The organism is Megamonas rupellensis DSM 19944 (assembly GCF_000378365.1).
GTDB classification, from domain to species: domain Bacteria; phylum Bacillota; class Negativicutes; order Selenomonadales; family Selenomonadaceae; genus Megamonas; species Megamonas funiformis.
This window is the reverse complement of sequence record NZ_KB899608.1, coordinates 1-12,639: the sequence shown is the minus strand read 5'-3', so window position 1 is coordinate 12,639 and position 12,639 is coordinate 1. Positions and strand designations below refer to the sequence as shown.

Annotated in this window: 13 protein-coding genes, 1 tRNA gene and 1 pseudogene; 12 read left to right on the top strand and 3 right to left on the bottom strand. The window is 31.4% G+C overall.

From position 1 onward, the window contains the following. Positions 1–281: 281 nt before the first annotated feature. Positions 282–370: transfer RNA gene (locus F553_RS0110610), tRNA-Ser, on the bottom strand. A 317-nt stretch (positions 371–687) separates the two neighbouring features. On the opposite strand from F553_RS0110610, the gene F553_RS0110605 reads away from it, so the two are divergent. The 9 genes from F553_RS0110605 (at position 688) to F553_RS0110565 (ending at position 7,958) form a co-directional block, all read left to right on the top strand. Continuing rightward, positions 688–1,641, top strand: a complete 954-nt coding sequence (locus tag F553_RS0110605; protein ID WP_008539365.1) for a magnesium transporter CorA family protein — start codon at positions 688–690, stop codon at positions 1,639–1,641. 15 nt (positions 1,642–1,656) lie between these two features. Further along, positions 1,657–1,887, top strand: coding sequence for a hypothetical protein (locus tag F553_RS0110600; RefSeq protein ID WP_019000079.1), 231 nt, complete (start codon positions 1,657–1,659; stop codon positions 1,885–1,887). A 50-nt stretch (positions 1,888–1,937) separates the two neighbouring features. Beyond that, positions 1,938–2,126, top strand: a complete 189-nt coding sequence (locus F553_RS0110595; protein WP_008539369.1) for a type II toxin-antitoxin system prevent-host-death family antitoxin — start codon at positions 1,938–1,940, stop codon at positions 2,124–2,126. Positions 2,127–2,138: 12 nt separating this feature from the next. Then, positions 2,139–2,489 (top strand): metal-sensing transcriptional repressor, encoded by a 351-nt coding sequence (locus tag F553_RS0110590; protein ID WP_019000078.1) that lies wholly within the window; start codon positions 2,139–2,141, stop codon positions 2,487–2,489. Positions 2,490–2,687: 198 nt separating this feature from the next. Next, a complete protein-coding gene (ispE, locus tag F553_RS0110585) occupies positions 2,688–3,557 on the top strand; it encodes a 4-(cytidine 5'-diphospho)-2-C-methyl-D-erythritol kinase (protein ID WP_008539372.1) in 870 nt (289 codons plus the stop codon). A gap of 13 nt (positions 3,558–3,570) precedes the next feature. After that, complete coding sequence (locus F553_RS0110580) at positions 3,571–4,257, top strand: GntR family transcriptional regulator (RefSeq protein ID WP_008539373.1); 687 nt, start codon at positions 3,571–3,573, stop codon at positions 4,255–4,257. A 255-nt stretch (positions 4,258–4,512) separates the two neighbouring features. Then, complete coding sequence (glmU, locus tag F553_RS0110575) at positions 4,513–5,883, top strand: bifunctional UDP-N-acetylglucosamine diphosphorylase/glucosamine-1-phosphate N-acetyltransferase GlmU (RefSeq protein ID WP_019000077.1); 1,371 nt, start codon at positions 4,513–4,515, stop codon at positions 5,881–5,883. A 125-nt stretch (positions 5,884–6,008) separates the two neighbouring features. Further along, positions 6,009–6,983 carry a ribose-phosphate diphosphokinase gene (locus F553_RS0110570; RefSeq protein WP_019000076.1) on the top strand — a complete coding sequence of 325 codons (975 nt, stop codon included), beginning with the start codon at positions 6,009–6,011 and terminating at the stop codon, positions 6,981–6,983. Between the two features lie 150 nt (positions 6,984–7,133). Beyond that, positions 7,134–7,958: an undecaprenyl-diphosphate phosphatase gene (locus F553_RS0110565; RefSeq protein ID WP_019000075.1), complete on the top strand. Its 825-nt coding sequence runs from the start codon at positions 7,134–7,136 to the stop codon at positions 7,956–7,958. A gap of 100 nt (positions 7,959–8,058) precedes the next feature. Here the strand turns inward: F553_RS0110565 and F553_RS0110560 are convergent, their stop codons facing one another. Next, a complete protein-coding gene (locus F553_RS0110560) occupies positions 8,059–8,898 on the bottom strand; it encodes a YitT family protein (protein ID WP_015561874.1) in 840 nt (279 codons plus the stop codon). Positions 8,899–9,034: 136 nt separating this feature from the next. Then, positions 9,035–9,886, bottom strand: coding sequence for a MurR/RpiR family transcriptional regulator (locus tag F553_RS0110555; protein ID WP_015561873.1), 852 nt, complete (start codon positions 9,884–9,886; stop codon positions 9,035–9,037). Positions 9,887–10,120: 234 nt separating this feature from the next. Here F553_RS0110555 and F553_RS0110550 point away from each other — a divergent pair, with 234 nt between their 5' ends. The 3 genes and pseudogenes from F553_RS0110550 to tnpA form a co-directional block, all read left to right on the top strand. Continuing rightward, positions 10,121–11,677 carry a gluconokinase gene (locus F553_RS0110550; RefSeq protein ID WP_019000074.1) on the top strand — a complete coding sequence of 519 codons (1,557 nt, stop codon included), beginning with the start codon at positions 10,121–10,123 and terminating at the stop codon, positions 11,675–11,677. Positions 11,678–11,708: 31 nt separating this feature from the next. Next, positions 11,709–12,373 (top strand): annotated as a pseudogene (locus F553_RS12140) (gluconate:H+ symporter); the annotation flags it as partial. A gap of 38 nt (positions 12,374–12,411) precedes the next feature. Next, a partial coding sequence (gene tnpA / locus F553_RS12415) for an IS200/IS605 family transposase (protein ID WP_019000071.1) occupies positions 12,412–12,639 on the top strand: 228 nt, incomplete at its 3' end.

Genomic DNA, 12,639 nt, shown 5'->3' with positions numbered 1-12,639 from the left:
ATTAGCAGAGTATAATATACCATTAAAAGCTATTATGCAACGTGTAGGACATAATGACCCTAATACAACATTGAGTATTTATACTCATGTTACTGATGCTATGAATAATGAAGTTAAAAATAAATTACAAGCCCTTAGTTTTTAAAAGGGGCAAAAAAGGGGCAAACTTTTTAAAAGCAATAAAAAAAGGAAATACTTCAAACTACTAAAAAGCCTTTAAATACTAGATTTATCAAGACTTTGAAACACTTTGAAATATTTCCCTGTATCATTTAATTTAATGGCGGAGAGGGTGGGATTCGAACCCACGGTCCCTTTCGGAATCACTGGTTTTCAAGACCAGCTCCTTAAACCACTCGGACACCTCTCCATTAGTTGCTATATAAGTATAGCAAGTTTTTTTTATAGTTGTCAACTATTAATTTAAAAAGTTAAGTGAGAGGAAAAACTATAGTTATTGATATGCTTGATAAGTTATATCATATGAATTATACTTAATTATGCAATATCTTAAATTATAAAGGTTGGTGAATAATTATGGACGAGTATCCGGAGAGTAACAAGTTAAATTATCAAGAAAATAAATATAGAGGATACCTACCCGATTATTTATCAAAGATATTACAAAATTTTTAGTTAAATAATAAATTGTGGTAGGTTTTTTAGAGAAGGGAGAAATCTATCGCAATGTTGAAAATCTATAAATCCATGGAAACAGGTCCTTTAAAGGAATTGACATTAAAATCATTAGAAAAAGGAGCATGGATAAATATAGTTGCGCCTACTCCTTATGAATTGAAAGTAGTAGGTAATTTAACTCAAGTAGAACCAGATTTTTTGCGTTCAGCACTAGATAATGAGGAACGTTCACATACAGATATAGAAGATAATTCGATTATGATTTTGACTAATGTGCCAGTGATGAGAACATTTGAATCTTATGATACTTTGCCATTAGCGATTATCTTGACTCCAGATTATATTATCACTGTATGCTTAGAAGATACGCCTGTGATTTCAGATTTTAATGAAAGAACATATCGTTCTTTTCGCACCTTCAAGAAAACACGCTTTTTATTTCAAATTTTGTACAAATCTGTTACATATTATTTGAAATATCTTCGTCAAATAGATAAACTTTCTGATGAAATTGAAGCTAGATTGCGTGAGTCCACTGAAAATAGAGAGATTTTACGTTTATTGGAATTACAAAAAGCACTTACTTATTTTAATGCTTCTTTGCGTTCTAATGGTGCAGTGCTTGAAAAACTCATGCGCTTGCGCTCTAATCACAGTTTACAAAATATTATAAAGTTATATGAAGAAGATGAAGATTTACTAGAAGATGTAATTATTGAAAATAAACAGGCTCGTGAAATGGTTGAGATGTATAGTACAATTTTGGCTAGGCTTGCTGATACCTTTTCTTCGATAATGTCGAATAACTTGAACTTAGTAATGCGTTTTTTGGCTGCTATGACAATTATTTTAGCTATACCGACTGTAATCTCTAGCTTTTTTGGTATGAATGTGGAAGTGCCTATGTCAGAAAATCCATTGGCATTTTTGGATATTTGTATTTTAGCTGTGCTTTTAGCTGGTATCTGTGCGACAGTATTGTGGCGAAAGAATATGTTTTAGAGTAAAGAGGTTTTTATGAGAACTTTGATTGAAGCTAATTTATGTGATGGTGTTATCTATGGAGATAATGTCAATTTAGAATATGTATATATGCCAGCTTCAGAGATAGGTGTGAAAAATCCTATTTGTGTTTTTGAAGAAAATTCTTCACGAGAAGATATTTCCATGAGTGAGGCTTTAATGATTATTCGCAAACGCAGTTTAAAACCTGTGAAGCACCCTAGATTGGGAATTTCTTCTTGTTAATATAAATTGTGTTGTATTTTATTATTTTAGTCGGAAAGGATGTGATATATATGATGGCAATATCATCTTCTGATTTACTAAATGAATTTACTATTTATGCTGATAAAGTTGTTGATGAAAAAGAAACATTGATTGTACAGCGCAGTAGTGGTAAAAACATTGTAGTAATGTCTATGGAACAATTTAACGAATTACAAAAAGAGATTTTTTTGGCAAAGAATGCTCAAGAAAAAAAGTGAGGTTTTTGCTAAATGGAAATAAATGATAATGATAAGGAAATAAATTCAGCTTGGCATGTTCATGAAGACGGAACGGTACATGCTCATCATGGACATACACATACACATACGCAGACAAAAGCTGTATTAAATCGCTTATCAAGAGCTATTGGTCATTTAAGTGCAGTAAAACGTATGGTGGAACAAAATAGAGATTGTAGTGATGTATTAATCCAATTATCAGCTGTTAATTCAGCGATAAAAAATGTCTCTAAGATAATTTTGCAAGACCATATAGAACATTGTTTAGTAGAAGCGGTAAAGAAAAATGACCAAGAGGCAATTGATAAATTAAAAGAAGCGATTGATAAATTTGTAAAATAAGTAAGGGCAAGTATTTATGAAGGTAAATATTTGCCTTTTGTACTTTTAGTACATTCGTGTACAAGTGGAAAAAAGATTTTTGAATTGATAGAATTAACAATAATATATGAGATAGTAGACTTTTTATTGATAGGATGATAAAATCTTTTAAGAATGAGTAATGTATTTTAAGTACAAGATATTGATAGGATGAATAAGATGGTAACAATAAATGCAAATGCGAAAATAAATCTTACTTTGGATATTTTAGGCAAAAGAACAGATGGTTATCATGAAGTTAGTATGGTTATGCAATCTATTAATTTATTTGATACATTGACTTTTACTAAACTTGATGCAGAAGAAGGCATTATACTTCATGGTGATGTCAAAGGTGTAGCAAAGCCAGAAGATAATTTAATTTATAAAGCAGCAAAATTATTTTTAGATACATATAAGATAAACAGTGGTGTAGAAATTAATTTAATCAAAAGAATACCTGTAGCTGCTGGATTAGCTGGTGGTAGCACAGATGCTGCTGCTGTATTTAGAGGATTAAATGAATTATTTGAAATGAATTTAGGCATTAATGCTTTATGTAAGATGGCAGAACAATTAGGTTCAGATATATCATTTTGCTTGATGGGTGGAACAATGTTAGCGACTGGTAGAGGCGAAATTTTACAAGAAATTTCAGCTATGCCAAAGACAAATATTGTTTTAGTAAAACCAAAAGTAGATGTATCTACAGCATGGGTATATAAAAATTATCATAAAGTGCAAGATAGTGTAATTCATCCTGATAATAAAGCAATGCGCAAATCTTTAATAAAAAAAGATTTACAAGGTATTTGTAAAGCTTTAGGTAATGTCTTAGAATATGTAACTATCCCAGAATATCCTGAGATAGCTAAAATAAAACAAAAACTTTCTGATTATGGAGCAATGGCTGCAATGATGTCTGGCAGTGGTCCAACAGTCTTTGCCATTGTAGAAGATAGTCAAAAAGCAAAAGATATAGTAAGTAAAATACAGTTGGATTTTGATGCAGATGTATTTGCTGTAGAAACAGCAGAAAAAAATTTTTAATGGAGGAATAAACATGAGCAATAAACTTACACCGATAAAGTTAGATAGTTATCAACCTTTACGTGAAGTAGTTTTTGAAACTTTGCGTGATGCTATAAGAAAAGGTATTTTAAAACCAGGCGAACGCTTAATGGAAATTCATTTAGCTGAACAACTAGGTGTTAGTCGTACTCCTGTTAGAGAGGCAATTCGTAAATTGGAATTAGAAGGCTATGTAATTATGATGCCTCGCCGTGGTACATATGTATCTAATTTATCCATTAAAGATATTAATGAAGTTTTTGAAATTAGAACTTCACTAGATTCTTTAGCTAGTGGACTTGCTGCTGAACGTATCACTGATGAAGAACTTGAACATTTACAAAGATTATTAGTTGTTATTGGTGAAGCTATAAAAGAAAAAAATATGGAAAAAATCGTTGAAGCTGATACAAAATTCCATGATATTTTATATCAAGCAAGCAGAAATAATCGTTTAGTAGGTATTATTTATAATTTACGCGAACAATTGACAAGTTTCCGTGCAAAATCCATGGCTTATCCTGGTCGTTTAGAAGAAACTTTAGAAGAACATCGTCGTATTGTAGATACTATTGCTCAAGGTGATGCAGTTGCTGCACAAAAAGCTTCTGAATATCACATGGAACGTTCTGAACATACTTTATTGCTTAGTATGGAAGATAAAGATGGCAATATGTAAAATAAAAAATAAAAGCTAAAGATTTTTTTTAGATATGATTTATATATGATATAATAAACTTAGATAAGTTTTTATTTGATATACAGTATAAGATTTTTTGCTAAGATAATAGCAAAATGAATTTTATAGATAATAAACCATGGGATGCATGGGGTTTGCTTGATATGAAAACATCAAGAAGTTTCTATTTTGTAATTATAAATAAAATGAGATAGAAATACATCACATATACAATAAAGGAAAGTGAATTTTAAGGTGAAATCAGAAGGATTAATTACCATAATTTTAGCCGCAGGTAAAGGCACTCGCATGAAATCTAAATTACCAAAAGTACTCCATTGTGCAGGTGGAAAGCCAATGGTAGAACATGTACTTGATGCTGCTAAAAGTGCTGGTTCCACACGTAATATAGTCGTAGTAGGCTTTGGTCGTGAACAAGTACAAGCTGTTTTAGGCGATAAAGCTGAAATCGTTTTACAAGAAGAACAATTAGGTACAGGTCATGCTGTAATGCAGGCAGAACCATTAATCAAAGATAAAAATACTGCTATAATGGTTTTATGTGGCGATACTCCACTTGTTACAGGTGCTACATTAAAAAAATTCTATGAAGAACATGTACAATCAGGAGCTAAAGCCTCTGTACTTACAACATTTATGCCAGACCCATTTGGCTATGGACGTGTAATTCGTTTAGTAGATGGTTCTGTAGAAAAAATCGTAGAACAAAAAGATGCTAGTGAACGTGAACTTGCAATCAATGAAATCAATACAGGTATATACTGTTTTGATGCTGAAGCTTTATTTAATAGCTTGAAAAAAGTAAATAATAATAATGCTCAAGGCGAATATTATTTACCAGATGTTTTATCCATTTTACGTGGAGAAAAACAGAAAATAAATGCTACTATTGCTGAAAATTATGAAGAAACATTGGGCATAAATTCTCGTGAACAATTGGCAAATGCTGAAAAAATCATTCGTCAACGCAAAAATAAAGAATTAATGGCTCAAGGAGTAACTTTGATGGATCCTGATACCACTTATGTAGATGTTGACGTTGAAATTGGACAAGATACTATAATCTATCCATCTACTTGGATTGAAGGCAATAGTAAAATTGGACAAGGTTGCAAACTTGGACCAAATTCACATTTCAAAAATACAGTTATGGGCGATAATGTAGAAGCTATGTTTAGTTTTACTGAAGACTGTGAAATCGCAGATGATGTAAAAATGGGACCATATGTACACATTCGTCCAAATACAAAACTTGCACATAAAGTAAAAATTGGTAACTTCGTAGAAGTTAAAAATTCTAATATTGGTGAAGGCTCTAAATTACCTCACTTGAGCTATATTGGAGATACTGATATGGGCTCTGGTGTAAATATGGGTTGTGGTACAATCACTGTAAATTATGATGGAAAAAATAAATTCCGTACTATAATAGGTGATGATTGCTTTATTGGTTGCAACTCAAATCTTGTAGCTCCAGTTAAAGTAAATAACGGTGCTTATGTAGGTGCAGGTTCTACAATTACTAAAGAAGTTCCAGAAAACGCACTTGCAATCGCACGTGAAAGACAGAAAAATATTGAAGGCTGGAAAGACAAAAGAAAATAACTAAGAAATTTAGTTAGTATAATAGTTTAATTTATATTTTATTTTGGTAGCAATGTAGCATAACTACATTTCTATATATATTATTATTATTTATTATATTTTTAACAGATTTCAGGAGGAGTAAAATGAACTTCGATACCTCAAAATTATGTATTCTCACTGGTAATGCAAATCCAAAATTAGCAGAAGAAGTAGCACAGTATATCGGTGTGGAATTATGTCATGCTTTTGTAGGTCACTTCAATAATGGTGAAACTCAAGTAATGATTAGTGAAAGTATTCGTGGTAAGGATGTATTTATTATTCAGCCAACTAGCCAACCAGTAAATGACAATCTTATGGAATTACTCGTTATGGCTGATGCTTGCCGTCGTGCATCTGCACAGAGCATTAATGCGGTTGTACCATATTATGCTTATTCTCGTCAAGACCGTAAAACTCGTGGTCGCGAACCAATTTCTGCAAAATTAGTAGCTAATCTTATGACTACAGCTGGTATTGACCGTGTAATCACTGTTGATTTACATGCAGGTCAAATCCAAGGTTTCTTTGATATTCCAGTAGACCATCTTGCAGCAGCTCCACTTCTTGCGGCTTATATCCAAGCTAAAAATCTTGAAGATGTAGTAGTTGTTTCTCCTGACCTTGGTGGTGTAACACGCGCTCGTGCTTTAGCAGACCGTTTAAAAGCACCTATTGCTATTATTGAAAAACGCCGTCCAATGCCAGGTTGCGCTAAAGTTATGAATTTAATTGGTGAAGTAAAAGATAAGAATTGCGTTATCATTGATGATATCGTAGATACAGCAGGTTCTTTATGTGAAGGTGCTAAAGCACTTGTTAAACATGGTGCAAAATCCGTTTATGCTTGTTGTACTCATGGTATCTTAAGTGATCCAGCAGTTCAGCGTATTGAAGATTCTCCAATGGAAGAGTTAATTATTACAAATACTATTCCATTACCTGAAGAAAAACATTCTAGCAAAATTGTTTCTGTATCTATGGCTCCACCTATAGGTGAAGTAATTTCTCGTATTTATCAGAAAAAATCTGTAAGTAAACTTTTCGATGCAATTGATATCGTAAAAGGTAAAGGCTGATAATCAAATAAAAATATAAAAGAGGTCTCTACTAAAAGAGACCTCTTTTGCGAATTAGGACAAATTTTTTTATTGATTGTTTCAGCTTAAATTCAGTTTTAAATTTTATATTGGAAAAATAATAAACAAATAGGAGGGATTTTATAATTTATGTTTACCCTAGAGATTATAAAAGCTATTGTTTTAGGGATTGTTGAAGGTCTAACAGAATGGTTACCTGTAAGTAGTACAGGTCATATGATTTTAGTTGATGAGTTTATGTCTTTAAATGTAAGTAAAGCATTTATGGATATGTTCTTAGTAGTTATTCAGCTAGGTGCAATTTTAGCTGTAGTTGCTTTAAATTTTGATAGACTAAATCCATTTTCAAAAAGAAAAACATATTTGAAAAAAAGACAAACCATTTCTTTATGGGGAAAAGTAATCGTTGGCTGTATTCCTGCTGCTGTAATTGGTTTAGCTTTTAATGATTATATGGAAGAGCATTTTATGAATGCACAAGTAGTAGCATTCACTTTGATTTTATATGGGGTATTATTTATTATAGTTGAAAATTATAATAAACATAGAACACCAAGCATCAAAGATATTGACTATTTAGATTATAAAACAGCATTGATAATAGGTTTCTTTCAGGTATTGTCTTTAGTGCCAGGTACATCTCGTTCTGGTTCCACTATTTTAGGTGGTATTTTATTTGGAACTTCTCGTGTGGTAGCTACAGAATACACATTCTTTTTAGCTATTCCTGTTATGTTTGGTGCTAGTGCATTAAAACTATTTAAATTCGGTTTTAATTATACTTTTGAAGAAGTTATTCTATTATTAGTGGGTATGGTAGTAGCTTTTATAGTTTCTATTATTTCTATTAAATTCTTACTTCGTTATGTAAGAACAAATGACTTTAAAGCATTTGGCTGGTATCGTATAATTTTAGGTCTAATTGTATTTGCATATTTTTATTTCCAAGGATAAAAGGATAATTTCTTTTTAAGCATAAGAGTGAATATAAATAAAAGGATAAGAGTTGAAATAAATCAATTCTTATCCTTTTTATTTTGTCATTATTTATTATTTAATGGTAAGAGAAGCCTTTACCATTTACTTCAGAAGCATTAGAGATAATAAAGAAGGCTTTTTTATCTATATTTAAAGCTATCTCTTTAATTTTACTTAATTGCGTAAGATTTACTACGATATAAAGTATTTTCTTTTTAGTATGTGTATAGCCACCTTCACCATTGATTAAGGTAACACCACGTCCTAATTCAAGCATGATAAGTCCTGCAATTTGTTCAGACTTATCGGAAATAATCATGATGGATTTTCGTTTATTGAAACCAGTAACAATGCGGTTATCAACTTCACCCATGATGTACATGTAGATTAAAGTGTAAATAGCTACTTCAAAATTGAATAGACAAAGACCACAAAGTACGATGATACAATTTAAAGCAAAAATCATTGTACCGATATTATAAGAATAAAGTTTCTTGATTAAAGCTGCAATTACATCGGCACCACCAGTATTAGCATTTGCACGTAAGATAAGACCAAAGCCAATACCAGAAACTACACCAGCAACGATAGCTGACAACATAGGATTATTATGTAGTGGAGTATATGGTGTTAAGAATGATGTTAAATCAATGAAGAATGAGTATAGACCTGTACCTAATATTGTGTTGAAAAAATATAGTCTTCCAAAAAAATGATAGGCAATATATAAAATTGGAATGTTGAAGATGATATTTTGAATACCGATAGGTAAATCAAATAAATAGTGGAGAATAATGGCAATCCCTGTAAGTCCGCCAGAGAGAAAATGATTAGGAATTAAGAACAAATTACATGATATGGCAGAAATAAGAGCACCAATGACGATCATTGCATACTGGATAATATATTTTTTCATAAAATACCTCTAAAATAATATAAAATCTAAATCAATATTCAACATTATATAGCAAATTAGGTATTTAGCAAGTAGTTTTTTTATTATTTTACATATTTTATAAAATTTTTTAGAAAAAAGTGTAAGCAAATGTACATTACAATCTGCGTTTAGCTATAGCATTACGCATTTTTTTGATATTAGTGAAGTTTTTTGTAACATTTTTTTGATATACACCCATATATAGAATATCTACTATGGCCATGTGTATTAATCGTGAAGCAACAGCTTCAGATTTATAGGCGATTTCGCGACCCATACCATGCAATACAACATCAGCTAATTTACAAAGTGGAGAGTTCATATAACTTGTTATGGCAATTATAGGAACATTATTATTGTGAGCTAATTCTATAGCTTGTAGAAGGTCAATGTTGGCTCCTGTATGAGATACACAGATGATTAAATCTTTTTCTGTGAGTAGAGAAGACGCTGTAACTTGCATATGCAAATCATTATAGGCTTTTATAGGAATGCCAAAACGCATAAAACGTGTTTCGATATCTTGGCAAACTGTAAAAGAATTACCAAAGCCATATACACAGATTTGATGAGCATTTTTTATTAACTGAACAGCTTTTTCTAATTGTTCAAAATCAATTAATTTTAAAGTGTCTTGCAGTCCATCGGTGATGGAAGAAAAAAGTTTTTCAGCAATTAATTTATAGGAATCATTGGGATTTATTTCTTGAGATACTAATTCATCTTGGCTATATACTTCACTAGCTAAGGCTATTTTTAAACTTTGTAGACCGCTAAAACCTAATTTTTTACAAAAACGAGAAATAGTAATTTCCGAACTTTGAGTATTGCTGGCTAAATCGGAGATAGTTTGACTCATGACAGTTTTTAAATTGGCAAGGATATAATCTATGATGCGTTTTTCTGATTTTGTCATATTATTATAATTGCTACGCATTAATGTTAAGATAGATGTATTTGTCTCCATGATATTCACCTCAAAATCTTTCTTAATGTAATTATAACAACAAAATATAGTGATAGTATAGAATAAGATTGATAAAAATGATATAAAAATATCAAAAATAAAAAATAAAATGAAAAATATATTGCATAATAAAGCTTTATTTGTTATAATTTGCTTGTGTTAGTAAATAAAGAAATTACATAAATTAATGATTTTTCAGTTTATTTATAATGGTTTAGGGAAAGGGCGGTTTTAATGTTGGATTTTAGTAATACAAGAAGTTGTATTTGGATTGGGGTAGATGTAGGTACTACAGGAGTTAGAGCGATTGCTTATCAAAAAGATGGATTGAGTTTATGTAGTGCAGATGAATTTTATCCGTTAGAAACACCATATCCAGATTGGGCTGAGCAAAATCCTGAGATTATATATAAAGCAATTGAAAAAGTTGTACGTGAAGTAGCTAATACTTTAATTTATAAAGGTAAAAATGTATCTGGTATAGCTATTAGTACTGTTATGCATAGCTTTGCACCGGCTAATGAAAATCGTGAATTATTGAGCAATATGATAACTTGGGCAGATAGTCGTTCCGTAGGTATTGTTAATGAATTAAAAAAAGATGAAGCCTTAGTAAAAGGTTTTTATGAAAGAACATGTTGTCCAACTCATTCTTGTTATCCATTTTTGAAAATTTTATGGGTGAGAAAAAATTATCCTGATGTATTTGCCAAAATGAGATATATCTATTCTTTAAAAGATTATATTTTTGAAAAAATGACAGGTGAGTGGGTAGTTGATAAGTCTTCAGCTTCTGCAAGTGGTTTATATAATGCGCATAAAATGGATTGGGACGAAGAAATTTTAAATTATGCGGGAATAACAAGAGAACAATTACCACCTGTTGTATCTACAACTTATCAGAGTAAATTGACAGATAGTGCAGCGCAAAGATTGAATTTACTAGAAAATTTACCTGTAGTTATTGGTGCTACTGATGGTGTATTGGTAAATGTGGGAATTGGTGCTATTGAAGATGGTCAGTTAAGTGCGACAATCGGTACAAGCGGAGCAATTAGAATGCTTACAAAAACACCAAAGGTGGATAGTTTGGGACGTACATGGTGTTATAACTTGACTGATGACATGTGGGTTGCAGGTGGTGCTATAAATAATGGTGGCATCATCATGAGATGGCTTCGAGATAAAGTTTGCCATTATAGCAATCATCGTTTAGAAGATATTGATATTGACCCATATGATTTAATGACGCTTAAAGCTTCTAAAATTCCAGCTGGAGCAGAAGGATTATTGTTGTTGCCATTTTTTACAGGTGAACGTGCACCATATTGGAATTCTGAGCTTCGTGGAATGTTTTTTGGCTTATCTTTAAATCACAGTCGTTCTCATATGATTAGAGCTGGCATGGAAGGTATATGTTTTAGTTTAAATTGTGTACTAAGTGCTTTAAAAGATTTTGGTCAGGTAAAAGATATTCGCGTCAGTGGTAGTTTTACAAAATCACCATTATGGTTACAAATTATGGCTGATATCTTTGGCGAACATATAACTTTACCTCAAAATAGTGAGGGAGCAGCTTTTGGGGCAGCCGTTTTAGGTTTCATAGCTAGTGGTGAGATGAAAGATATCTCAGATACTGCAAATTTAATTAAACCGAAGAAAGTATATAAACCACAAGTAGAAAATAAAGAAGTCTATGAAGAACTTTTTGATATCTATAGCAGTTTATATGAAAAGTTACAACCTGATTTTGCACGCATAACTACGTATCAAAATAAAATGTATAAATAATAAAAATATATAAAGAGAGAGGGTTTTGATTATGCCATTAGCTATATTGGCTGTGGGGATTATTATTTTATTTATACTTATTGTAAAGTGTAAATTAAATAGTTTTTTATCTTTAATTTTTGTAGCAATTTTTATGGGCTTTGCTTTAGGTTTACCAGTAGATGCTATCGTACCATCTATAACTAAGGGGCTAGGCGGTACATTAGGAGGTCTGGCAATAGTCGTAAGTTTTGGGGCTATGCTTGGTAAATTGATGGCTGATAGTGGGGGAGCACAAAGAATAGCCACTACATTGATTTCTATGTTCGGGGTAAAAATGTTCGTTGGGCTGTTTGCTTAACAGGTTTTGTTGTAGGTATTGCACTTTTTTATGAAATCGGCTTTGTACTTTTAATTCCATTAGTATTTACGATTGCAGCGGAAGCAAAGGTTAATCTTTTAGAAGTTGGTATTCCGATGGCAGCTTCTTTATCTGTGGCACATGGATTTTTACCACCTCACCCAGGACCAACAGCGATTGCAGTTATTTTTAATGCAGACTTAGGGACTACTTTGATTTATGGCTTTATCATTGCAGTGCCAACAGTTATCTTAGCAGGACCACTTTATTATAATTTTGTTAAAGATTTGAAACCGGAATTTCCAAAAGGTTTATACAATCCTAAAATTTTCAAAGAAGATGAAATTCATTGTTTTTTATTGTATTATATTTTTAATAGTTATATAATACTTTTATGAAATATAAATCAAATAATAATATAGTATATTCTTGTAAATATCATGTAGTATTTTGTCCTAAATATCGTAGAAAAGTGTTGAACAATGGTGTTGATGAACGATTAAAGGAGTTGATTAATAATATTTGTCAGGAGCTTCACATCGATTTAATCGAGATGGAAGTAATGCCAGACCATGTTCATTTGCTTTTAGAAGTTGATCCACAATTTGGTATACATAAAGTT